The 24,248-nt window shown below is 34.4% G+C and carries 19 protein-coding genes; 9 read left to right on the top strand and 10 right to left on the bottom strand.

Annotation, left to right across the window (positions count from 1 at the left end):
* The 4 genes from PHC28_RS02975 to PHC28_RS02960 all read left to right on the top strand — a co-directional run.
* Positions 1–508: DUF6428 family protein (locus tag PHC28_RS02975; RefSeq protein ID WP_300096501.1), on the top strand; the 508-nt coding region annotated here is incomplete at its 5' end.
* A 20-nt stretch (positions 509–528) separates the two neighbouring features.
* Positions 529–1,557: an ACR3 family arsenite efflux transporter gene (gene arsB, locus PHC28_RS02970; protein WP_300096500.1), complete on the top strand. Its 1,029-nt coding sequence runs from the start codon at positions 529–531 to the stop codon at positions 1,555–1,557.
* A 10-nt stretch (positions 1,558–1,567) separates the two neighbouring features.
* Positions 1,568–1,978 carry an arsenate reductase ArsC gene (locus PHC28_RS02965; RefSeq protein WP_300096499.1) on the top strand — a complete coding sequence of 137 codons (411 nt, stop codon included), beginning with the start codon at positions 1,568–1,570 and terminating at the stop codon, positions 1,976–1,978.
* Positions 1,979–2,035: 57 nt separating this feature from the next.
* A complete protein-coding gene (locus PHC28_RS02960; RefSeq protein WP_300096498.1) occupies positions 2,036–2,581 on the top strand; it encodes a DUF3575 domain-containing protein in 546 nt (181 codons plus the stop codon).
* Between the two features lie 65 nt (positions 2,582–2,646).
* On the opposite strand, the gene PHC28_RS02955 is transcribed toward PHC28_RS02960, so the two are convergent.
* Positions 2,647–4,188 (bottom strand): glycine--tRNA ligase, encoded by a 1,542-nt coding sequence (locus PHC28_RS02955; protein WP_300096497.1) that lies wholly within the window; start codon positions 4,186–4,188, stop codon positions 2,647–2,649.
* 96 nt (positions 4,189–4,284) lie between these two features.
* Here PHC28_RS02955 and PHC28_RS02950 point away from each other — a divergent pair, with 96 nt between their 5' ends.
* Together PHC28_RS02950 and PHC28_RS02945 are read left to right on the top strand one after the other, a co-directional pair.
* Positions 4,285–4,968, top strand: coding sequence for a ComF family protein (locus PHC28_RS02950; RefSeq protein WP_300096496.1), 684 nt, complete (start codon positions 4,285–4,287; stop codon positions 4,966–4,968).
* Between the two features lie 137 nt (positions 4,969–5,105).
* On the top strand, positions 5,106–6,764 hold the full coding sequence (locus PHC28_RS02945) for an Ig-like domain-containing protein (RefSeq protein ID WP_300096495.1): 1,659 nt from the start codon (positions 5,106–5,108) through the stop codon (positions 6,762–6,764).
* Here the strand turns inward: PHC28_RS02945 and PHC28_RS02940 are convergent.
* The 4 genes from PHC28_RS02940 to PHC28_RS02925 all read right to left on the bottom strand — a co-directional run bounded on the left by PHC28_RS02940 (position 6,753) and on the right by PHC28_RS02925 (position 11,133).
* Positions 6,753–7,520 (bottom strand): nitrilase family protein, encoded by a 768-nt coding sequence (locus tag PHC28_RS02940; protein ID WP_300096494.1) that lies wholly within the window; start codon positions 7,518–7,520, stop codon positions 6,753–6,755. The genes PHC28_RS02945 and PHC28_RS02940 overlap by 12 nt on opposite strands.
* A 148-nt stretch (positions 7,521–7,668) precedes the next feature.
* On the bottom strand, positions 7,669–8,433 hold the full coding sequence (locus tag PHC28_RS02935; RefSeq protein WP_300096493.1) for a succinate dehydrogenase/fumarate reductase iron-sulfur subunit: 765 nt from the start codon (positions 8,431–8,433) through the stop codon (positions 7,669–7,671).
* Positions 8,434–8,441: 8 nt separating this feature from the next.
* Positions 8,442–10,451 (bottom strand): fumarate reductase/succinate dehydrogenase flavoprotein subunit, encoded by a 2,010-nt coding sequence (locus tag PHC28_RS02930; protein WP_300096492.1) that lies wholly within the window; start codon positions 10,449–10,451, stop codon positions 8,442–8,444.
* A gap of 13 nt (positions 10,452–10,464) precedes the next feature.
* On the bottom strand, positions 10,465–11,133 hold the full coding sequence (locus PHC28_RS02925) for a succinate dehydrogenase cytochrome b subunit (protein ID WP_300096491.1): 669 nt from the start codon (positions 11,131–11,133) through the stop codon (positions 10,465–10,467).
* A gap of 321 nt (positions 11,134–11,454) precedes the next feature.
* On the opposite strand from PHC28_RS02925, the gene PHC28_RS02920 reads away from it, so the two are divergent.
* Entirely contained in the window at positions 11,455–12,747 is a 1,293-nt protein-coding gene (locus PHC28_RS02920; protein WP_300096490.1) for an aminopeptidase P family protein, read from the top strand.
* A 156-nt stretch (positions 12,748–12,903) separates the two neighbouring features.
* Positions 12,904–13,686 carry an alpha/beta hydrolase gene (locus PHC28_RS02915; RefSeq protein ID WP_300096489.1) on the top strand — a complete coding sequence of 261 codons (783 nt, stop codon included), beginning with the start codon at positions 12,904–12,906 and terminating at the stop codon, positions 13,684–13,686.
* Here PHC28_RS02915 and PHC28_RS02910 read toward each other — a convergent pair.
* The 5 genes from PHC28_RS02910 to PHC28_RS02890 all read right to left on the bottom strand — a co-directional run bounded on the left by PHC28_RS02910 (position 13,683) and on the right by PHC28_RS02890 (position 23,414).
* The gene (locus PHC28_RS02910; RefSeq protein WP_300096488.1) at positions 13,683–14,354 is read right to left on the bottom strand and encodes an ATP-binding cassette domain-containing protein; all 672 of its coding nucleotides are present in this window, start codon (positions 14,352–14,354) and stop codon (positions 13,683–13,685) included. The genes PHC28_RS02915 and PHC28_RS02910 overlap by 4 nt on opposite strands.
* A 301-nt stretch (positions 14,355–14,655) precedes the next feature.
* Positions 14,656–17,418 (bottom strand): PD-(D/E)XK nuclease family protein, encoded by a 2,763-nt coding sequence (locus tag PHC28_RS02905; protein ID WP_300096487.1) that lies wholly within the window; start codon positions 17,416–17,418, stop codon positions 14,656–14,658.
* A gap of 63 nt (positions 17,419–17,481) precedes the next feature.
* The gene (locus tag PHC28_RS02900; protein ID WP_300096486.1) at positions 17,482–18,924 is read right to left on the bottom strand and encodes an OmpA family protein; all 1,443 of its coding nucleotides are present in this window, start codon (positions 18,922–18,924) and stop codon (positions 17,482–17,484) included.
* A 98-nt stretch (positions 18,925–19,022) separates the two neighbouring features.
* Positions 19,023–20,213 (bottom strand): glycine C-acetyltransferase, encoded by a 1,191-nt coding sequence (kbl, locus tag PHC28_RS02895; RefSeq protein WP_300096485.1) that lies wholly within the window; start codon positions 20,211–20,213, stop codon positions 19,023–19,025.
* Positions 20,214–20,264: 51 nt separating this feature from the next.
* Positions 20,265–23,414, bottom strand: a complete 3,150-nt coding sequence (locus PHC28_RS02890; RefSeq protein WP_300096484.1) for an exodeoxyribonuclease V subunit beta — start codon at positions 23,412–23,414, stop codon at positions 20,265–20,267.
* Between the two features lie 288 nt (positions 23,415–23,702).
* Between PHC28_RS02890 and PHC28_RS02885 the strand changes: the two genes are divergently transcribed.
* Positions 23,703–24,248, top strand: a 546-nt coding sequence (locus tag PHC28_RS02885; RefSeq protein ID WP_300096483.1) for a superoxide dismutase, incomplete at its 3' end; no start/stop codon positions are given.

Here is a 24,248-nt window from a genome sequence, read left to right as displayed (position 1 = left end):
TATTATGAACTGGAACGTTTTTAAAACACAATTAGCTCAATATCCTGAGCATCATTTGCAATTTGAATTTGCATTAAAGAGCAGAGTTCACTCCTCTTTTCATATTACCGAAATTAAACAAGCCAATATCACATCTGTAGATTGTGGCGGAAAAATGAATGCTTGGACTGAAATCATAATTCAACTTTGGGAACCAACTCTTCAAAGTACAGAACGTTCCATGAAAGTTTCAAAAGCAATTTCTATTATTGATTTAGTTGAGAAATCACTTCCATTAAATCCGAACAGTCCTGTAAAAATAGAGTTTGGAAACGACACCTTCGACACTCGACAAATGCATCCCCAAGATTTTGAAATTATTGGAGACGAAATAATAGTAAAATTACAAGCTGATAAAACACAATGCAAAGCCATAGACAGGAGAGAAACTTGCGGAACTCCAAAACAAAAAATTAAACTTACTGAATTAGAAACTAGCTGCTGTTCCCCAAAATCAGGTTGCTGTTAATTTACCTTATCTAATTTTAAATGAAAAAATTATCGTTTTTAGACAATTACTTAACACTCTGGATTTTTCTTGCGATGTTATTGGGTGTCGCTTTAGGCTATTTTGCTCCCTCCGTTTCAAGCACTATTAATGCAATGAGTTCAGGGACGACCAATATTCCTATTGCCATTGGACTTATATTAATGATGTATCCTCCATTAGCAAAAGTTAATTATAAGTTATTACCAACGGTTTTCAAAAACACCAAAATCCTGTCTATTTCCTTAATCTTAAATTGGATAATTGGACCATTATTAATGTTTTTCTTGTCCATTACCTTTTTGAGGGATTATCCAGAATATATGATTGGTTTAATCTTAATAGGTTTGGCGCGATGCATCGCAATGGTTTTGGTATGGAATGATCTAGCCGAAGGAAATTCAGAATATGGAGCTGGATTAGTCGCATTGAATAGTCTATTCCAAGTATTTTTCTATAGTTTTTATGCTTGGCTATTTATAACCATTTTACCTCCTTATTTTGGTTTTGAAGGTGCTATTGTTAATATTTCTATCGTTACGATTGCAAAAAGCGTTGCCATTTATTTAGGAATTCCTTTTGTATTGGGGTTTTTCAGCCGATTAATTTTGGTAAAACTAAAAGGAGAAGATTGGTACACAAAAACATTCATTCCTACGATTTCTCCAATCACTTTAATTGCCTTATTGTCAACCATAATTGTAATGTTCAGTTTAAAAGGAGAACTTATCGTGAAAATTCCACAAGACATAATTATCATTGCAATTCCAATGCTGATTTATTTTGCCATTATGTTTTTGATAGGTTTTTTTGTGACGAAAGCATTTGGAGCAACTTATGACAAAAATGCTGCAGTTGCTTTTACAGCCGCTGGAAATAATTTTGAATTGGCGATTGCGGTTGCGATTTCGGTATTTGGAATCAATTCAGGACAAGCATTTACCGGAGTTGTGGGGCCATTAGTCGAAGTTCCTGCTTTGATTTTATTAGTTAAAGTATCCTTTTGGTTAAAGAAAAAATATTATAAATAATTACAATAAAATGAAAAAAATTCTAGTTCTATGTACCGGAAATTCGTGTAGAAGCCAAATGGCTCACGGTTATTTACAATATTTCGGAAAAGAAAAAGTACAAGTTTATAGCGCTGGTGTCGAAATACACGGACTCAATCCTTTTGCTGTAGGAATTATGGCCGAAGACGGAATCGATATTTCTAAACACACGTCAAACCACGTAGATGAATATTCAGCGATTACTTTCGATTATGTAATTACCGTTTGCGACAATGCTAAAGAAGCTTGCCCATTTTTCCCAACGAAAACTACAACCATTCATCATAGTTTTGAAGATCCATCAAAATCTTCGGGAACAGCCAAAGAACTAATTGCCGAATTCAGGAAAGTGCGTGATCAAATAAAAACGTATTCTAAAGAGTTTATAAAAAATATTTGAAACCTATTTAATATCAGAATAATTTTACATAAATTTGACGCATAAAAAATAAAACTTATGAAAAAATTATTACTGCTTTTATGCCTTACCGTTTTTACTTTTGGCTATAGTCAAGAAAAAACTGTAATTGATTTTCCAAAAAACGAGATAAAAGGAAATGCTTTATTTTTAGTAGCTGGTGCTCTAGAAGTTACTTATGAACATCTAATAAATGAAGAATCTGGAATTGGAGTTTCTCTTTTTGTACCTTATGTTAGCGATGTAAGTGAAAAATTTAATCTTACCCCATTTTACCGCTTTTATTTTGGTAAAAAACCAGCTGCAGGTTTTTTTGTTGAGGGTTTTGGAATGTTAAATTCTTATAAATATTTTACATATAATGGGATGGACTATTCAAACGGACTTCCATTAGGACTTATGTATAATGACAAAGTAAACAGAACCGATTTTGCACTAGGTTTTGGTTTAGGAGCAAAATGGGTAACCAGAAAAGGGTTTCTCTTTGAAATAAATGGAGGAGTTGGTCGAAATTTATTCAATAGTAGTGATACTGATTATCAAATAGTTGGACGAGGCGGAATAACCCTAGGCTATAGATTCTAAAAAACATAAAAAAGGCTTCTCGATTGAGAAGCCTTTTTTATAACGTTAACCGATTAACCTTTTATCTACATTTTCATCAACCAATTTTTCATCGAAACTTCATTTTCAATAATTGATTTCAAATCTGCAATCGCTACACGATCCTGTTTCATTGTGTCTCTATGACGAATCGTTACCGTTTGATCTTCTATAGTTTGATGATCTACCGTAATACAAAAAGGAGTTCCCAGTGCATCTTGTCTTCTATAACGCCTTCCTACAGCATCTTTTTCGTCATAAGCTACATTGAAATCCCAACGCAAATCATCAATAATTTTATGTGCGATTTCAGGCAACCCATCTTTTTTAACCAATGGTAAAATAGCTGCTTTTGTTGGTGCTAAAACTGCTGGTAATTTTAGAACTGTTCTTGTCGAACCGTCTTCCAAGGTTTCTTCTTTTAATGAAGTGGCGAAAACTGCCAAGAACATTCTGTCCAATCCTACTGAAGTTTCAACTACATAAGGAACGTAATTTTGGTTCAATTCAGCATCAAAATATTGTAATTTTCTTCCTGAAAATTGTTCGTGAGCTTTCAAATCGAAATCGGTACGAGAGTGAATTCCTTCTAATTCTTTGAATCCAAAAGGGAAATTAAACTCAATATCCGCAGCAGCGTTGGCATAATGCGCTAATTTTTCGTGATCGTGAAAACGATAATTTTCTTTTCCTAAACCTAAGGATAAATGCCAGTTCAAACGAGCGGTTTTCCAATGTTCGTACCATTGCATTTCTTTACCTGGTTGAACAAAAAATTGCATTTCCATTTGTTCAAATTCACGCATACGGAAAATGAATTGTCTAGCAACGATTTCGTTTCTAAACGCTTTTCCAGTTTGTGCAATTCCAAAAGGAACTTTCATTCTTCCTGACTTTTGAACATTCAAGAAATTCACAAAAATACCTTGAGCAGTTTCTGGACGCAAGTATAAATCCATTGCCGTATCTGCAGAAGCTCCTAATTTTGTTCCAAACATCAAGTTAAATTGACGCACTTCAGTCCAGTTTCTGGAACCCGTTTCTGGACAAGCAATTTCTAATTCTTCAATTAATGCTTTCACGTCTTCCAAGTCTCCAGCTCCCAAAGAACGTCCCATTCTTTCCAGAATTTCTCTTTCTTTTGCAAGATATTCTACAACTCTAGCGTTGGTTGTAATAAATTCTTGTTCGTTGAAAGCCTCTCCAAAACGAGTTTTCGCTTTTTCGATTTCTTTTTTTGCTTTTAGATTGAGCTTTTCCGCATAATCTTCAATCAAAACATCGGCTCTATATCTTCTTTTCGAATCTTTGTTGTCAATCAATGGATCATTAAAAGCATCAACGTGACCTGAAGCTTTCCAAGTCGTTGGATGCATCAATATTGCCGCGTCAAGTCCAACAATGTTATCGTTCATTTGAACCATCGCTTTCCACCAATATTCGCGTATGTTCTTTTTTAATTCTACTCCGTTTTGTGCATAATCATAGACTGCACTTAAACCATCGTATATTTCGCTTGACGGAAAAATAAATCCGTATTCTTTTGCGTGCGAAATTACATTCTTAAATAAATCTTCTTGTTTTGCCATAATGATGCAAAAATATAAAAAGTGAACTTAAAAAAAAGAAAATAAATGAAGTTTGAAGCATTGATTTTGCTATTTTTATGAAAATTTGGCGTTTTTATGTTGAAAAGCATTATCAATCTATTTTTCCCTCCTGTTTGTGCTGGTTGTCATTCGCTTTTATTGTCGAATGAAAATGTGATTTGTACCATTTGCCGACACAACATTCCACTGACAAATCATCATTTGAATCCTGAAAATGAAGCTTTCAAGAAGTTTTATGGAAGAATTCCTGTCGAACATTCTTCGGCATTATTGTATTTTCATAAAAAAGGAATTGTTCAGGAATTAATTCACAACTTAAAATACAAGAAGCAAGAAGAAATTGGGACGGCTCTTGGCGAATGGTACTCTGATGATTTGAAAAATTTACCAGTTATACAATCTGTCGATGAAATTATCCCAGTGCCTTTGCATAAAAGGAAGTTTAGAGAAAGAGGTTACAATCAGGTGACTAATTTTGGGAATGCACTTTCCAATGGTTTGAATTTGAAATATAACGATTCGTTATTGTATCGAAAAGTGTATTCGAAAACCCAGTCAAGAAAGAGTTTCTTAAACCGTAGCGAAGGAATCGACACCCTTTTTGATGTTTCATTTTCTGAAAAAGATCATAACAAACATTTCTTATTGATTGACGATGTAATGACGACTGGATCGACCTTAGAAGCCTGTTCGCACGCATTACTCAAAATCCCGGGAGCAAAAATCAGTATTGTTTGTATGGCGATGGCACATTCTTGATTTTTTTCATAAAACAAGACCTAACAGGTTTTAAAAACCTGTTAGGTCTAAATAGAAAGCATTACTAATTCTTATAAAAACATTTCATTTACAACGAATATAATTGTTATTTTGTAGCTTCTAAATTATGATTCACTATGTTGAAAAACAACTTTAAATATATTCTGATTCTGCTCATTTTGGCGATGGCAAGTTGCGCCAAAAGAGGCAGTATTACTGGTGGTTTGAAAGACACTATTGCTCCTGTTTTAAAAATGAGTTTTCCGAAAAATTTCAGCACCAATTTTAAAGGAAACGAAATCAAACTAACTTTTGACGAATATATCAAGCTGAAAGATTTGAACAAGCAGTTAATTATTTCGCCACCAATGAAGTACGAGCCTTTGATATTGCCTACAAACGCAAGCAAATATCTTACTATAAAAATCAACGACACACTACAGCCCAATACGACTTATAGTTTCAATTTTGGTCAAAGTATCCAAGATAATAATGAAGGAAATACATATAATCAGTTTAAATACATTTTTTCGACTGGGGAATTTATTGATTCTTTGTCGATTGCTGGCAACGTGAAAGATGCCTACAACAAAGAAGTAGAGCCATTTGTTTCGGTGATGCTTTATGATGTGAATGATAAATTCAAGGATTCGGTGGTTTATAATGAAAATCCGAGATATGTTACCAATACTTTAGATAGTTTGAAAACGTTCAAATTAGAAAATTTAAAGGCTGGAAAATATCTTTTGGTGGCAATGAAAGATTACAATTCTAATAATAAATTCAACCCTAATAAAGACAAAATTGGATTTAGAAAAGAATATATAACCGTTCCTAATGACAGTCTATTTGAATTAAAAATATTCAAGGAAGTTCTCCCATTCAAGGCTTTCAAGCCCATTCAAGCATCAGGGAACAGATTATTATTACCTTATGAAGGAAACCCCGATAAATCGGAAATTATACTGAAAAACAAGGCTGAAATTCTGCCTACAATCATTACCAAGTTTCCAAAAAAAGATTCATTGCAGGTTTGGTTTAAACCTTTAAAAATAGATTCGCTTTCTTTGGCTGCTACCAAAAACAAATACAAAGGAAACTTTAATTTTAAAATTAAAGACCAGAAAAAAGACAGTTTAAAAATCAGTGCTGTACAAAATGGGGTTTTGAATTTCAGAGAGCAATTTACATTGGAAAGTGCCACACCATTGACCCATTTCGATAATTCGAAAATAAAACTCATCAATAAAGATTCTGTTTCGGTAGATTTTAAGACTGAATATGATGATTTTAACCAAAAGCTATTTTTCGATTTCAAGAAAGACCCTTCAGAAAATTATACTTTTACGATTTTGCCTGGAGCTATGACAGATTATTTGGAACAAACAAACGATACCTTAAATTATCAATTAACGACAAGAAGTTTATCTGAATATGGAAATCTAACGGTGAATTTACAAAACGTAAAACATTTTCCCGTAATTGTTGAGCTGACGAATGAAAAAGGAGATGTTTTAGCAACCGAATATTCCGAAGGCAAGACTAAAATCGAATTTAATTTGGTTGAACCTACTATGTTTTGGCTTCGTTTAATTTATGATGATAATAAAAACAAAAAATGGGATTCAGGTAATTTTCTAGAAAAACGCCAAGCCGAGGAAATCATTTATTTTTCGAAAGGCATCGATGTTAGAGCAAATTGGGATGTAGAGCAAGTTTTTGATGTAAGTCTTCCCTACGTCCCAGAACCAAAAAAGAAAGTGGACAAAAAGAAGAAAGCTACATCAGGATTTTAATTCAAAAGAATCTCTGTCGTTAAGAAATCCAAGCTTTTTTCTGGTTTCGAGTAATTTATCTTTGTTTAACTCAACAATGAAAATACCTTCGTTTTCTTGTGGTTCGAGAATGTAATTTCCAAGGAAGTCAACGGCCTGTGAATGTCCAACGTATTCAAGATTGTTTTGGTCTTCGCCAATTCTATTCACGCCAATCGTATAACACATATTTTCAACCGAGCGTGCTTTAAGCAAAATATCCCAAGCATTTATTCTTGTTTTTGGCCAATTGGCAACATAAATCAACAAATCGTAATCTTCAACATTTCTCGCAAAAACAGGAAAACGCAAATCGTAACATACGAGCAGACAAATTTCCCATCCTAAATAATTGACAATCAATTTTTCTTTACCGAAAGTATAGACTTTATCTTCTCCAGCCAAAGTAAACAAGTGCCTTTTGTCATAAAATTGTATTTCGCCTGACGGAAAAACAAACACTAATCTATTGTAAAAATTATTGTTTTCTTTGATAATTAAACTTCCTGTGATGGCGCTTTTCTTGGCTTTCGCCAAAGATTGTAGCCACATAATAGTTTCACCTTGCATTGTTTCGGCAAGACTTTTTGGATTCATCGTGAAACCCGTCATGAACATTTCTGGAAGCACAATTAAATAAACTTTTTCAGTAATAGCATTGATTTTTTCTTCGAAATGGTTTCGGTTGGCGATTGAGTTTTCCCAAAATAAGGAAGATTGGATTAAGGCGACTTTCATTTTATAAAATTAATTTAAAATTTTAAACCATTAAGGAATTAAGTAAATTAAGTTTTGGTTAGAAATAAAAAAACGCATCCAAATCAATGAATGCGTTTTTACCTTAACCCTTATAGGTTTTTAAAACCTATAAGGGTTGATTACTTTTTTATCCTTTACAACTTGCGCTCAAATATTCCCTATTCATACGAGCAATGTTTTCTAAAGAAATTCCTTTAGGGCATTCTACTTCGCAAGCTCCAGTGTTAGTACAGTTTCCAAAACCTTCGGCATCCATTTGGTTTACCATATTCAAAACACGGTTAGTTGCTTCAACTCTGCCTTGTGGCAATAACGCATATTGCGATACTTTGGCTCCAACAAATAACATTGCTGAACCGTTTTTACAAGTGGCAACACAAGCTCCACAACCAATACAGGCTGCAGCCTCGAATGCTTTATCAGCCTCATCTTTTGGAATTGGAATAGAATTCGCATCAATAGTATTTCCTGAAGTGTTTACAGAAACAAAACCTCCAGCTTGCTGAATTCTGTCTAAAGCTGTTCTATCTACAATTAAATCTTTAATTACCGGGAAAGCAGCTGAACGCCAAGGCTCAACAACAATAGTATCTCCGTCGTTAAACATCCGCATATGCAACTGACAAGTGGTAATTCCTGTGTCTGGTCCGTGAGCGCGACCATTGATATAAAGCGAACACATTCCGCAAATTCCTTCACGACAGTCGTGGTCAAATGCAATTGGTTCTTTTCTTTCGTTTACTAATTGTTCGTTTAATTGGTCTAACATTTCCAAAAATGAACTTGCTGTTGAAACATCATTTAGCTTGTATGTTTCCATTTTTCCTTTTTCTTTGGAGTTTTTTTGACGCCAAATGTTAAGGGTAATATTGATATTTTTTGCTGAAGACATAGTTAATTTTATTTATAATTTCTAGCTGCAATTTTGATAAACTCGTATTTCAATTCTTCTTTGTGCAATACTTCTTTGCTGATGTCGTCTCCTTTGTATTCCCAAGCACCAACAAAAGCCATATTTACATCATCACGAAGTGTTTCGCCTTCAGCATCTTGATATTCTTCACGGAAGTGACCTCCACAAGATTCTTTACGTTGCAATCCATCCATTGCCATTAATTGACCGAGTTCCATAAAGTCGGCAACACGAAGCGCTTTTTCTAATTCTGTGTTCATTTCATCAGCACTTCCTGGAACATAAACCTCTTTGTAAAATTCTTCGCGAAGTTTAGCGATTTCATCAATAGCTTCGGTTAAACCTTGTGCGTTTCTTCCCATACCCACTTTGTTCCACATAATATTCCCTAATTTTTTGTGGAAATGATCAACGGTTTTTGTTCCGTTGTTACTCAAAAATTTAGAAATAGAATCTTTTACTCTTGCTTCTGCTTCGTCAAATTCTGGAGAATCAGTGGCGATTTTTCCTGTTCTGATTTCGTTTGCCAAATAATTAGAAACCGTGTAAGGCAATACAAAATATCCATCTGCCAAACCTTGCATCAAAGCCGAAGCTCCTAAACGATTCGCTCCGTGGTCAGAAAAATTAGCTTCTCCAGCAACAAAACAACCCGGAATTGATGATTGCAAATCATAATCTACCCAAACTCCACCCATTGTATAATGCACCGCTGGATAAATTTTCATTGGTGTTTCATACGGATTTTCATCGGTGATTTTTTGATACATTGTAAACAAATTGCCGTATTTTTCTTCTAACCATTGTTTTCCTAGTTTGGTAATTTCTTCCTCAGTAGGATTATGATTTCCTGATTTATAAGCAGATTGTTTTCCTTTATTTTTTATTTCGGTAGAAAAATCTAAGTAAACTCCTTCGTTAGTGCTATTGGCTTCTATTCCAAATCCTGCATCGCAACGTTCTTTAGCGGCTCTTGAAGCCACATCACGAGGTACCAAGTTCCCGAAAGCGGGATATCTTCTTTCTAAATAATAATCTCTATCTTCTTCAGCAATTTGTGTTGGTTTTAATTTTCCAGCACGAATAGCTTCGGCATCTTCTTTTTTCTTTGGCACCCAAATTCTACCCGAGTTACGCAAAGATTCAGACATTAATGTCAGTTTCGATTGGTTCGTTCCGTGAACAGGAATACAAGTTGGGTGAATTTGAACATAGCAAGGATTTGCAAAAGCAGCACCTTGTTTGTGGATTTTCCAACTCGCAGTTACATTACTTCCCATAGCGTTGGTAGAAAGAAAATATACATTTCCATAACCACCAGAGGCAATGATTACTGCATGTGCCGAATGGCGTTGAATTTCTCCTGTAACCAAGTCACGAGCAATAATACCACGAGCTTTTCCATCAACTTTTACTAAATCAAGCATTTCGTGGCGGTTGAACATTTCAACTCTTCCCAAGCCAATTTGTCTTGATAAAGCTGAATATGCTCCTAACAATAATTGCTGACCTGTTTGTCCGGCAGCATAAAAAGTACGTTGCACTTGTGTTCCTCCAAAAGAACGATTGTCTAAATAACCTCCGTATTCACGAGCAAAAGGAACTCCTTGAGCCACACATTGGTCAATAATACTATTAGAAACTTCTGCCAAGCGGTGAACGTTGGCTTCACGAGCACGATAATCGCCTCCTTTTATAGTGTCATAAAATAATCTAAAAACGCTGTCTCCATCATTTTGATAATTTTTTGCAGCATTGATTCCTCCTTGAGCAGCAATTGAGTGCGCTCTACGAGGCGAATCTTGAAAACAAAATGCTTTTACATTGTAACCCATTTCGCCAAATGAAGCGGCAGCCGAAGCTCCTGCTAAACCTGTTCCAACAACAATAATATCAATTTTTGGTCGGTTATTTGGAGCAACTAATTTAAGATGATCTTTATAGTCTGTCCATTTTTGAGAAATATCTCCCTCTGGTATTTTTGAATCTAACTTCATTATTTATGAAATATTAATTGTTGAAAAAATGATGAAATAAGGCAATAAATATAAATCCGAAAGGAACTATAATTGCAAATGCGTGAGCACATCTTTGAAATCCTTTTGTGAATTTATTATTTAATCCAACAGATTGAAATGAAGAATTAAATCCGTGCCATAAATGTAATGACAATAACACAAAAGCAATACAATATAAACCGGTACGAACTGGACTTTCAAATTTAGCTACTAATTCGCCAAAATATCTTGTTGGTTCTATTGAATTACCATCAATGTATTTATACGTAATTTCTTGAACCCAGAAATCATAAAAATGCAATCCGATAAAGGCCAAAACTACTAATCCAGAAATAATCATATTTCTAGAAGCCCAAGAAGCATTTGCAGCTCCGTTATATTTTGCATAAGCTACTGGTCTTGCGCTTCGGTTTTTACTTTTCAAAATGATACCCATAACGAAATGAAAAACAACACCCGCAACCAAAATAGGCTGCATAACAAACTGAATTAATGGATTATAACCCATAAAATGAGACATCGCATTGAAAACATCAGCACTAAAAACCGAAGTCATATTAATAAAAAAATGCAGTGCGAGAAACATAATCAGAAAAAGACCTGAAAGCGCCATAGCCACTTTTTTTGCTATTGACGACTTCAACATTGAAGATTTTGCCATAAGAATTCGAATAAATTGTTTTTAAAGTATCACAAAAATAGGACTATTTGAAAGATACTACAACCTTTTCGTGCTAATTTATAATTAATTTAAAAAATATTAAAACCACGAACCGTTCTTTTATAAAAATCTACAATCCGACAATTCATTTCATTATTCTTAGTTCTGTTTATATTTTTAATATTATCCATTCAAGATGAGAAGTAATTACTGTTAAAAAAATATTTTCTGTCTTTACCAATCAAAATTAATTAAATTAAATATCCTTTATTCTCTCTAAAGTTTCTATTTTTGAGTATCCGAAATTTAAAAAAGAATGTTATGAAATACCATCAAATAGACCGTCAACTTTTTATAAAAAACCGCGCCAAATTTACGGCTCAAATGAAGCCAAAAAGTGTGGCAGTTTTCAATTCCAACGATATTTATCCCGTTTCTGCCGATAGCACTTTGCCATTTGCACAACATCGCGATATTTTTTATTTAAGCGGAGTTGACCAAGAAGAAAGCATTTTATTGCTTTTCCCCGATGCACCATACGAAAATCAACGCGAAATGCTGTTCTTAAAAGAAACCAGCGAACATATTGCCATTTGGGAAGGCGAAAAACTGACCAAAGAAAGAGCATTTGAAGTTTCGGGAATCAAAACCGTGCATTGGTTGCAGGATTTTGAGAAAGTTTTATTCGAAATGATGACACATTGCGACACAATTTATATTAACACTAACGAACATTATCGCGCCACTGTTGAAACCGAAACTCGTGAAGCCCGTTTTGTAAAATGGTGGAAATCCAGCTATCCAGCGCATCAGGTCGCCAAAAGCAATCCAATTTTGCAACGCATTCGTTCCGTAAAAGAAACCGAAGAACTGGATTTAATCCAAAATGCCTGCGACATCACTGAAAAAGGTTTTCATAGAGTATTGTCATTCGTGAAACCCAATGTAACTGAATATGAAATCGAAGCCGAATTCATTCACGAATTCATTCGTAATCGTTCCAAAGGTTTTGCCTACACGCCCATTATTGCTTCGGGTAACAATGCCAATGTCTTGCATTATATCGAAAACAACCAACAATGCAAAGCCGGCGATTTGATTCTACTTGACGTTGCCGCCGAATATGCTAATTATTCCAGCGATATGACCCGAACAATTCCTGTTTCTGGACGTTATAACGAAAGACAAAAAGCAGTTTACAATGCCGTTTTGCGCGTGAAAAATGAAGCGACAAAAATGCTTACTCCAGGAACACTTTGGAAACAATACCATATTGAAGTGGGCAAAATAATGTCTTCGGAATTGCTAGGTTTGGGACTTATCGACAAAGCCGATGTGCAAAACGAAAATCCAGAATGGCCTGCTTACAAAAAATATTTTATGCACGGAACTTCCCATCATATGGGATTGGACACTCACGATTATGGAAAACTTACAGAACCTATGCAAGCCAATATGGTTTTCACCGTTGAACCGGGAATCTATATTCCCGCTGAAGGTTTCGGAATTCGTTTGGAAGATAATGTGGTCGTTCAAAAAACTGGAGAACCATTCAACCTAATGCGCAATATCCCGATTGAAATTGAGGAAATAGAGACTTTGATGAATTCTTGATTTAGAAACAAGAAACAAAACGGTTTGCAGAAATGTGAGCCGTTTTTTTCTTTACCATATAAGGCATTTAAGAGCATTTAAGCTTTTCTTATCTGAACTTATATACCTTATATGGTTCAAAAAATAAAATCTTACTTTTGTTCCAAGTTTGCAACAATGAAACAAATCCTCTACAAAAATACACAAATCTCCTATTCCGATAATGGAAAAGGAACGACTATAGTTTTACTCCACGGTTTTTTAGAAAACCAAACGATGTGGCAGGATTTAGCTCCTGAATTGAGCAAAAAACACCGCATCATCACCATCGATTTATTGGGTCACGGCGAATCTGGTTGTTTGGGTTATGTTCATTCTATGGAAGATAATGCCGAAGTTGTTCAAGCCGTTTTGTCTAAATTACGAATCCGAAAAGCTGTTTTTGTTGGGCATTCAATGGGCGGTTATGTCGCTTTGGCTTTCGCCGAATTGTTCCCAGAAAATATAAGAGGTTTGGTTTTACAAAATTCGACTTCAAAAGCTGATAGCGAGGAACGAAAAGCCAATCGAAATCGAGCGATAAAAGCCGTAAAGAAAGATTATACTACTTTCATCAGACTGGCTATTGGAAATCTTTTCAACCCTGATAATCGAGAGAAATTTGCAAATGAAATTGAAAAAGTAAAACTTGAAGCCTTGAAAACTCCTTTGCAAGGCATTGTTGCGTCACTCGAAGGAATGAAAATTCGTAAAGACCGTGAGGTTTTATTGCATCTCACTCCTTTTCCTAAAATGCTAATTCTTGGTAAAAAAGATCCTGTATTGAATTATGAAGATGCTTTAGAACAAATAGAAAACACAGCTGTCAAACTAGTCACTTTGCCCGACGGACACATGAGTCATATTGAAAATAAAGAAGAATTGAAAACCGTTTTGTTGGAGTTTTTTAAAGGAGTTTAAATCATTCCTTCCATTAAATATCCCTTCTCAATAAGTTCATTTTTACTTTTCAAATGATGCGCTTTTCCTTCTTTCATCAAAATTAATTTTGTCGAAATTTTGATAACATTTTCATAATTATGGTCTGTTATTACAATCGCTTTTTGGGCTGAATTGTCTTTTATTAATTGATTTATTTTATTAACCATAATTGGGGACAAACCATTGTAAGGCTCATCTAATAAAACAAATTTAGAAGAATTAGACAACACCAATTTAATTTCCAAATAACGCAATTCTCCACTAGACAAATGTTTTATGTTTTTAGTTTCAATGGATTGAATCATTTCATCTTCATAAAAAGATTGAAGTTTCTCTCGTTCAAGGGTTAAAGAAATTGCTTTTTTCACTGAAAAATGCCTTGGAATAAAATTATCTTGGTCTAAATAACTTATATCATTCAGTAATTGACTGGTTTTGTGTTTCACAATTCCGTCTATTTTTATGAACTTATTATCGGCACGAACAATTCCGAAAATAATCTTCAATAAAGTTGATTTGCCTGAACCATTTCTTCCCAATAATCCAATAACATCATTGGTTTCGCATTTTAAATAGACTCCTGAAACCACTAATTTATTTCCAAAATGTTTTTGAACACTATCGACTTCCAATAAATGTGTTTTCAAAATAAATTTGTTATAAGTTCGTAAATCAAAAACACGAATCCCAAAAGAATTATATTGATAAGAAAGGCATACATAAATAATTTTATTTTTGAAATTCCATTATTGAAATAAAATAAATATTCGTTTTTGCGATATACTTCTTTAAAAACAAGACTCAAAATGAATCCGAAACTAATAAAAAAATAAGGAAAATATTGAGGTTTTCCAAACAATGAAGCAACCAAACACACAGCAAAATTGATAGCCAAAGTGCTTTTGTAAAATTCGAATATGTTGGCAAGCTTTTTTATGATAAAACGATTTAAACTTTTTCCTCAAAAGGCTTTGTCTCATCCAAAATTTCAGTCAACAACAAAACCATTTGATCTAAATAATCATTTAAAATACTGGAATCAATTGTGGTGTTTTCTTCTTTTCCGTCTTTAAAACTGAAAGGCAAAAATCCCGATTTTAAGTTCTTAAACGAAATAATTCCAGCCTCTATCTGCTTTCCGTTTGCTTCATTTTCAAACATATAAGCATACGCCAGAATCTGAATAATTTTGTCGTTTTTGATTTCTTCTGTTAATCCTTTCCACGATTTCAGAGTAACATTTGGTTTATCGACCTTACCCGTTTTATAATCTATAATTCGAATGACTCCGTTGCGTTCTTCAATTCGATCGACTTTTCCAGCAATTTTTATTGGAAACGGCAAACTTGGATGTTCAAGGATTCTTTCGCAAGCTTTTTCTAAATGAAGAATTTTTATGACTTCTCCGTTTTTAATACTTTCTAATTCCACTTTCAAGAAATTAGAAACATTGCGTTTGGCTACTTCAAAAGCCAACAAATTTCTCCCTTTTTTTATTTCTCCTTCTTTGTAAACTAATTTAAATTGCTTCAAAACTTCGGCATCCAACAATTTGAAACTACCCAAAATATCATTTTCGGATAAAAATTTTCCAACAAAAGGCGTGTATAAAGCTTCCAAGGTTTCGTGAATAATCGTTCCCAAAGTATTCAAAGCAATGTTTTCCTCGACTTCTTCAACCTCGCTAATTCGGAGAATTTTTTGGAAATAAAAATCAATTGGATTTCGAATATAACTCGTCAATGCTGATGGCGAAAATCCCTTTTCGGCAATTTCTTTCAAACGAATCATCACTAATTCTGATTTTGGAACAACCATTGGCTGATAAGCCGTTTCGGGTAAAACTGCATTATAAATTTCGTGAGTTAGTGTGTGCTTTACCTGTTTTTCAACTTCCAATTGGGTAATGAAACGGCTTTTTTCACCAGCATCCAAACCCTCACTTTCGGTATTGTAAAGCAAATAAATATTCTTGCTGCGTTGCAACAAATGATAGAAATGATAGGTATAAATCGCGTCTTTTTCCTTGAAGGTTGGCAAACCCAATTCTCTTTTTACATCATACGGAATAAAAGAATTCATTGATTTTCCCGCTGGAAACTTTCCTTCATTCATTGAAGTAACAATCACCGTTTCAAAATCTAAAACACGACTCTCTAATACTCCCATTATTTGTAAACCATTTAACGGTTCGCCTTCGAAAGAAACTTCGGCAAGATCAATTACTTGTTTGTAAATCGCATAAAGTGTTTCAATTTTATCGATATGCGAATGCTGAGAATAGTAATTAATCAGTTTGTTGATAGTTTTGAAAATAGCGTAAACAAAGGCTTTAGTGATTTTTTCTTCTTCATTGTCGTTGCTCAAATTAGTTTTGATAGTTTGCAACAAATTAGAAATAGTTTCTAAAACTTCCATCGAGCCATTTTCCCATTTTTGGAACAACAAAAGAAAAATATCACTCGTATTTGGATTCAATTCCATCAATTTATGATGTGTGATAAACGTATAATTATTTTGATTGATAACTTCAACCAACGCATTGGTTTTGGCAAAAGGTTCCACCAAAGGATGTGTCAAAATATCCAAAACATCTTTATAATACAGCACATAACTTTTGGCATTTCGAGACAAAGCATTCGTGTGCATTTTGAATAATTTGGCAATCAAAATCTGCGCTGGATTATTCTTGCTCGAATAACCCATAGTGATATTCAAAGCACCAACTGTTGAGGGCAAAGAATATAAAAGTGGCACCAATAAATTTTCTTCTCCAAGCACAACAGCCACTTTATCCAAGGTTGTATTTGGATTATCATTGATAATGTTTTCAATAATACTTCCAGTGATTTTGGCTTGACCAATACTTTTGGGAGTTCCTATAACCTGAATGTTTTTCGACTGCGAAAAATCATCCACAATCCATTCAAAAGGATTGGATTTGTAATGTTTCCAACTCGATTTAAATCTTCTTACAAACAATCCTGCATCGTGAAACGAATCATTTAAAAAAGTTTGATCTGCGTCCCAATATATTTTAGCTTGATCGTTAGCAATCAAATGTTGAATAATTCTTTCTTCGGAAGCATTCAAGGCGTTGAAACCCGCAAAGACAAATTGTTTATCTTTTATCGAATCCGAAAAATGATTAAGATTATTTACCGCTTCCCGATAAATCAGACCTTGGTAACCGATGCCTTTATTTAACAAATGATTATAAAGTGATTGATAATAATTGGGCAATAATTTCCAAAAGTCAATATAATTTTCAAGTAATTGCGTTTTATTTTCGACTTCAATTCCCCATTTTTTGATATCTTCAATATCCTTTAGATAAGAAAGAACGTGCGATGGATCTAGCAAATACCGATCAATTTCGTTAAAGTCCTGTAAAAGAGTTTTTGCCCAATTGGCAAAAAGTTCGAACGATTGCTGATTTGATTTCTCTGTGATTGACAAATAGACTTCGTAAAACTCAAACAAAAGTTCAATTGGATCAACAGAACGAATTCCAGCAATGTCTTGAATGAATTCTTCGATGCTTATAATTTCGGGGGAAAGAATATTAGTTGAAACTTGTTTTTTCAAAGCTTCTATCAAAAATATTTTAGCCCGTTTATTTGGTAGAACCACAATTGTATTAGATAGTTTTCCTGAATAATTTTGGATTAAAACCTGCGCAATTTTATCTAAAAAAGAAGTATTTGTCATTTTATAAATATAAAAAAACGCCCCGATAAATCGAGGCGTTTTCAAAAATATTTTAGGAAGTAATTATTTTACTAAATTCACTTCTGTTCTTCTGTTTAAAGCTTTTCCAGCTTTAGTTTTATTAGAGGCAATTGGTTTAGTCTCACCATAACCAACAGAAGACAATCTGCTTGAGTCAATACCATTTTCTACTAAATAACCAACTACTGCAGCAGCTCTGTTTTCAGATAATGTTTGGTTTGAAGCATTAGAACCATCACTATCAGTATGACCTTCTATGCTGAATTTAGCAGTAGGGTATTCTTTCAAAATTGATGTAATTGATTGTAATACTGTATAAGTTTGTTTTTGGAAAGTTGATTTTCCAGAATCAAACAAAATAGTTTTACCATATTCGCTTAATTTCAATATAGCTTCGTTAGAAACTTCTGGACAACCGTTGTTAGCAACAGTACCTTTCACATCTGGACATTTATCATCTTTGTCTAAAACTCCATCTCCATCTGTATCTGGCCAAGGACAACCTGCATTTTCTTTTGGTCCTTTAACTGTAGGACATTTATCAGAAGCATCAGTAATTCCGTCTCCATCTGTATCAGGACATCCTTTGAAAGCAGCTAAACCAGCAACTTCTGGACAAGCATCATCTTTGTCAGCAATTCCATCTCCATCAGTATCAGGACAACCGTTTAAAGCAGCTAAACCAAATACATCTGGACAAGCATCGCTTCCGTCAATAATTCCGTCTCCGTCAGTATCAGGACAACCATTGAATTGTTTTAAACCGGCAACTTCTGGACAAGCATCATCTTTATCATAAATTCCGTCTCCGTCAGTATCTTTTCCACCAAATTTAAAAGTAAGACCTGCAGTATGTTGAAAATGAGTTGGAGCAATTGGAGTTTCAACAGAACCATATACATTTCTATCTCCAAATGATTTTTTATAAGTACTTTCAAGAGAGAAACCAACATTTTCAGAGAACCACAATGTTAGTCCAAGACCTGGATTAACAGTTCCAAAACTATTATCTCCAAAGAATGTATATCCACCACCAATATGCAATGAAGGATCAATCACTTTAGATTTAATTAAATTCATAAAGCTGTATTTAACACTTGCGTCAATACCATAATACATCAAATCACCTGGATTTGTAACTCTATATCCTCTAGAATCAGTTCCTGCTATACGACTGTCACCAGTAAAACTAACAAATTTTGTGATTTTGTTAATAGACCCCTGAATACCAAAAGAGAAATTATCTCCTACATATCTAGACAAACTAAGATATGACACTGAAGGAAGAATGTTCCAATTGTTTTTAATATCAAATGGCTGAGAAAAAGTTGCATCTACCGAGTTATGACCTCCACCAGCATCAGTTTTAGTATCAACTGCATTTACTCCAAATGATAGAGCCCATGGGTTGTTACTGTCTTGAGCATATGAACTTATGCTCATTACCATTATTGCAGCAAATAAAAATTTGTTTAAATGTTTCATACTTGTTTAATTAGATTAGTATTTTAATGCTACAAAAGTAATGTGTAATTTTTTAACTACAAAACAAAATATCAAAAAAAACTATAAAAATTTTCATTCTAAATTACTTTTAAAGCCTTTCCGGTCTCGACAAAAGCCTTAATTGCACTGTCTAAGTGCATCTTTGAATGGGCTGCGGACAATTGAACCCTAATTCTTGCCTTGCCCTTTGGGACTACTGGAAAAAAGAAGCCTATAACATAAATTCCTTTTTTTAACAAGTCATTAGCCATAGTTTGTGCTAGCTTTGCATCATAAAGCATAACAGGAACAATTGCAGAGTCCCCAACTATGATGTCAAAACCCGCTTTTTTCATTCCAGCTTTGAAATAATTGGTATTCCATTCTAATTTATCTCGAAGTGTGGTGTCTCTTTCCAGCAACTCAAAAACTTTGATTGAAGCTCCTACAATTGCAGGCGCAAGCGAATTCGAAAACAAATAAGGTCTTGATCGTTGACGCAACAATTCGATGATTTCTTTTTTGGCAGTAGTGTAACCACCCATAGCACCACCAAGTGCTTTTCCTAATGTTCCTGTAATTATATCAACTCGTCCCATTACACCTTTTGCCTCAAGCGTTCCTTTTCCGGTTGCACCTATAAATCCAGCGGCGTGACACTCGTCAACCATTACCATTGCATCGTATTTATCGGCTAAATCACAGATTTTATCTAAAGGAGCCACAACACCATCCATAGAAAACACACCATCAGTAACTATCAATTTAAAACGAGCTCCGGCTTCATTAGCTTTTATTAATTGTTGTTCCAAATCTTCCATATCACTGTTTTCGTAGCGATAACGTGAAGCTTTACATAACCGAACACCATCAATAATTGATGCGTGATTTAAACTATCCGAAATTATAGCGTCTTGTTCGTTTAATAAAGGCTCGAAAATGCCACCATTGGCATCAAAAGCAGCTGCATAAAGAATTGTATCTTCGGTTCCGTAAAAATCAGCAATCTTTTTTTCCAAAGTTTTATGAATATCCTGTGTTCCGCAAATAAAGCGAACGGATGACATTCCGAAACCGTGCGTATCCATTGCATCTTTTGCAGCTTGAATTACTTCGGGATGTGAAGAAAGCCCGAGATAATTATTGGCACAGAAATTCAAAACGGTTTCTCCATTTACAGTAATTTCTGCCCCCTGCGGTGAAGTGATAATTCTTTCTTTTTTGAAAATTCCGTTGTCTTCAATAGTTTGAAGTTCAGATTGTAAATGCTTTTGAATTTTTCCGTACATATTAAAATTTTAAAGAATTATTATTTTTAGATGTTTTTTTAAGCAACTATTTTACAAATTTACCACATTGATTTGTTCTCCTATATATACAAGCGATTTTTTTATCACTTTATAACCCATTAATTCAATCGCATTTTCATAATTTTCTAATTGCAATTGATACTTAGCGTTGTGCGTTCCTGTTTTATAATCCAACAAATAAACTTCTTTATTTTTAGTCAAAACCATTCGGTCTGGTTTGATAGTTTTACTTTCCTTTTGAATAATCGTTTGCTCATTCAAAACTTCGTTTCCTTCTTCAAAATAATTGGACAATTCCAAATGATTGACAATTTCTTGAATGGTTTTAAAAACAACCTCTTTTTGATTAAAAGTAATCAACCCACTTTCGACAGCTTTTGTGATTGCCAAATCAACATCATTTTTAGTTTTTACAAAAGATAAAATCTCGTGAACTACATTTCCGTATTCTATAGCTTCCTGCTGATGCGTTCCCCACATTACTGATTCTCGTTGGGCAATTTTGATGTTTTTGGGATTTAGCACTTCACCAACCGACTGAATCAATTGTACATCTTCCGTTTTGTCGCTTTCAGAAGATAATTTAGCTGGATTTCCAAATTCGTACTCGAATTTATCTTCTTCGAATTGACCTTTGTTATCCAAATAATTAACAAAAAAAGTGGACATATTATTCTTTCTTGCAACACCTTTCGAATCTAAATTCATATCCGAAATCACAAATAACTGCTCTTCGGCACGAGTTAAAGCTACATACAATACATTGATATTATCCAATAATTCTTCTTGGAATTTTTGAACATAAACCAATTTTGCGGCTTCACCAAAGCCTTCAACAGCTTTACTATTGTCAACCAAAACTTTAGGCAAACCAAAATCATCTACTTCAGCATCAATCCATAATTTATTTTTTGGACTGCGACTGTAATCTTCATCTGCAAAAGGCATTATAACGACTGGAAATTCTAATCCTTTCGACTTATGAATGGTCATAATTCGAACTGCATTTTTACCTTCGGGAGACGGAATGCTGAATTTCTCGGCATTTTTGTCCCAGTAATTCAAGAAATCCGAAATCCCTGCTTGATTGCGGACATCTCGTTCCAAAACAATGTCGAGAAAATATTGTACGTAAGCATTACCGTTTTGAAAATGAATAAATTTACTTATGATGGTTTCCACCGATTCATACAGCGATTTTTTTCGAATGTCTTGAAATGAAAGTGAAATATCGAAATTCTTTAACCAATTTTCAAATTCAGATTCTTGTTTTTTATCCATTCCTTGAGCAATGAAATCGTGAATTGGCAATTGATCCTGAATGTGTTCAGCGACATAATGGAGAAAATGTGCTTTGGCTTCTAAATCAGAGCTGTTTTTTAAATATTTTAATAAATAAATAATGAATCGAACTTCGGTGGCGTTTTGAATCATCAGCGTTTCCGATGATAAAAGTGGAATTCCTTGTTCTGTCAAATAATTGGCAACTGCAATTCCGTGACTTCGTTTTCGGGTCAAAATAACAATATCTTTGAGTTCAAAACCTTGCTTTTGTACTTTTTGAATGGTGTTTAAAGTCGCCAATAAATACAATTGGGTTTTGTCTAATGCTTCACTGTTCTCTTCGGTTTCTTCTATTTTTGGAATGAAAGAAATATTTACATAACCACCTGTTTTATCGTTGCTTTTTTGATGGCTGTGATTCTGGTACAAATCTTTGTAATCTTCGTGTTCAAATTCATTAGACAACAACTGAAAAAAGTCGTTATTAAATTCGATTATTTGCGAATAAGAACGGTAGTTTTTGTCTAAATGTTCTAAAACTTTTTCGGGATTGTTGAACGGATTATGGACTTTGCTTAATTCAATAAATTGCTCGGCTTTTCCGCCACGCCAACGGTAAATGGATTGTTTCGGGTCGCCCACAATCATCAGCGTTCCTTTTTCGCCATCAATTTCGCTGGAGGTGGCGTTGTCAATCAACGGAATCAGGTTTTGCCATTGCATTTCGGAAGTATCCTGAAATTCGTCAATAAAAAAATGACGGTATCGCTCGCCCAATCTTTCATAAATAAAAGGCGCTGGCTGGTTTTGAATTTCACGGTGAATGATGGCGTTGAATTCCGAAATGGAAAGCACGTTTTGTTCTTCCTGAATTTTAGCCAATTCATTGCTGACAGTATTTAGCAAAGACAATGGCGTAATATTTTTTAGGAATGCTTTGTAGAAATCTCGCTTTTCGAAGTTTTTATAAACGGTATCGAGAATTTGCAATAATTCTGGTATGATGCTTTCGATAATCGCGCTGTCTTTGGCTGTTTTATTGATGGAAATATCCTCAAATTCCCGAAACATTTTATTTTTCGGATTGAATTTTCCATCCACAATACTTTGAAGGTGATTGGGAAACGTTCCTCTTGAAAAGGATTTTAAATCAATTCCATTTTTTTCGATTAACGACAAAGCGTTTTCGGCAAAAGCTGTGTTTGCTTTTTCCAGAACCTTGCAGGCTTCGGCGAGTTTGCTTTTTATTTCGACAAATTCGGCAATGGTTTTCTCTTGAAAATGGGTAATTTCATTTCGGTTGTTTTCATTGAGAACCAAACGACCCGTTTCGAGAATTTCCCTGGAAATGTCCCAGGATTTGTCGTCGTCGGTTTTTTCCATCGTGAAATCGATGAGCAATTTGGTCAAGGTTTCATCTTCACCGGCTTGGGCAATGATGGCATCGACCGCTTCAATGAGCAAGTTTTCAGCATCTAAAGTTACTTCGAAAGTCATTGGTAAACCTAAATCGTGAGCAAAAGCTCGAATAACTTTATGGGTAAATTTATCGATGGTAGAAATATCAAAAGCCGCATAATTATGAATAATATGCTTGATGATTTGCTGCGATTTGGTTTTGATTTGAATGATGGAAAGTTCGGTTTCTTTTGCCAAATCCTGCATTAAATCCTGTGTTTTTTTGCTTGGTTCGTCTTTGGCAAATTCAGATAAATTACCCACGATTCTGGATTTCATTTCGTGCACCGCTTTGTTGGTAAACGTAATGGCGAGAATGTTGCGATAAGCATCATTTTTTGGCGCAACGAGAATAATTTTCAGGTATTCTTTGACAAGTGCGTATGTTTTTCCGGAACCAGCCGAGGCGTCGTATATGGAGAATGAAGGTCTTTGCATTTTGATTTTTTTATAATTTAAACCTATAAGGTTTTGAAAACCTTATAGGTTTGTTTTGGAAAACTAGATTTATTCTTATTCTGGATCCCCTAGCCCAGATAGTAGTGGAAATCCTTTTCTTTTTTTTCTTTAAAAAAAGAAAAGATTGTAACGAATAGCTGGAAAAAGCTCCTGAAAACCACACTATCAATTTATTTAATAAAACTATAACGAAATAGAATTTCCAATTCCAAAGTTAATTGTTTAATTTTGAATAAAATATTTATAAATCATTTAAACGACTATATTATGGCTTTTGAATTACCACAATTACCTTATGCGTATGATGCGTTAGAACCTCATATTGATGCGCGCACGATGGAAATCCATCACACGAAACATCATAATGCTTACATTACCAACGTGAATGCCGCCATTGCAGGAACGGATTTGGAAGGTAAAAGCATTGAAGCTATTTTAACGAATTTGGATATGAAAAATATGGCTGTTCGTAATAACGGCGGTGGACATTTCAATCATAGTTTGTTTTGGACGATTATGTCTCCAAACGGTGGTGGTTTGCCAAAAGGGGAATTAGCAGCTGCAATTGATAGTGCTTTTGGTTCTTTTGAAACGTTTAAAGCTGCTTTCGCCAAAGCTGGGGCTACTCAATTTGGTTCAGGATGGGCTTGGTTGTGTGTGAAAGACGGAAAATTAGAAGTTTGTGGAACTCCAAATCAAGACAATACTTTGATGCCAGGCGTAAGTTGTGGCGGAAGGCCAATCCTTGGAATGGATGTTTGGGAACACGCTGATTATTTGAACTACCAAAACAGAAGACCTGATTATATTGAA

The organism is Flavobacterium sp., from assembly GCF_028712645.1.
GTDB lineage: Bacteria > Bacteroidota > Bacteroidia > Flavobacteriales > Flavobacteriaceae > Flavobacterium.
Note: the sequence above shows the minus strand (reverse complement) of the source record. Positions and strands in the feature narration are given on the sequence as shown.

Coding starts and splice junctions, on each gene's coding strand:
- arsB (WP_300096500.1), top strand. CDS start 529: ATGAAAAAATTATCGTTTTTAGACAATTACTTAACACTCTGGATTTTT.
- PHC28_RS02965 (WP_300096499.1), top strand. CDS start 1,568: ATGAAAAAAATTCTAGTTCTATGTACCGGAAATTCGTGTAGAAGCCAA.
- PHC28_RS02960 (WP_300096498.1), top strand. CDS start 2,036: ATGAAAAAATTATTACTGCTTTTATGCCTTACCGTTTTTACTTTTGGC.
- PHC28_RS02955 (WP_300096497.1), bottom strand. CDS start 4,188: ATGGCAAAACAAGAAGATTTATTTAAGAATGTAATTTCGCACGCAAAA.
- PHC28_RS02950 (WP_300096496.1), top strand. CDS start 4,285: ATGTTGAAAAGCATTATCAATCTATTTTTCCCTCCTGTTTGTGCTGGT.
- PHC28_RS02945 (WP_300096495.1), top strand. CDS start 5,106: ATGTTGAAAAACAACTTTAAATATATTCTGATTCTGCTCATTTTGGCG.
- PHC28_RS02940 (WP_300096494.1), bottom strand. CDS start 7,520: ATGAAAGTCGCCTTAATCCAATCTTCCTTATTTTGGGAAAACTCAATC.
- PHC28_RS02935 (WP_300096493.1), bottom strand. CDS start 8,433: ATGTCTTCAGCAAAAAATATCAATATTACCCTTAACATTTGGCGTCAA.
- PHC28_RS02930 (WP_300096492.1), bottom strand. CDS start 10,451: ATGAAGTTAGATTCAAAAATACCAGAGGGAGATATTTCTCAAAAATGG.
- PHC28_RS02925 (WP_300096491.1), bottom strand. CDS start 11,133: ATGGCAAAATCTTCAATGTTGAAGTCGTCAATAGCAAAAAAAGTGGCT.
- PHC28_RS02920 (WP_300096490.1), top strand. CDS start 11,455: ATGAAATACCATCAAATAGACCGTCAACTTTTTATAAAAAACCGCGCC.
- PHC28_RS02915 (WP_300096489.1), top strand. CDS start 12,904: ATGAAACAAATCCTCTACAAAAATACACAAATCTCCTATTCCGATAAT.
- PHC28_RS02905 (WP_300096487.1), bottom strand. CDS start 17,418: ATGACAAATACTTCTTTTTTAGATAAAATTGCGCAGGTTTTAATCCAA.
- PHC28_RS02900 (WP_300096486.1), bottom strand. CDS start 18,924: ATGAAACATTTAAACAAATTTTTATTTGCTGCAATAATGGTAATGAGC.
- kbl (WP_300096485.1), bottom strand. CDS start 20,213: ATGTACGGAAAAATTCAAAAGCATTTACAATCTGAACTTCAAACTATT.
- PHC28_RS02890 (WP_300096484.1), bottom strand. CDS start 23,414: ATGCAAAGACCTTCATTCTCCATATACGACGCCTCGGCTGGTTCCGGA.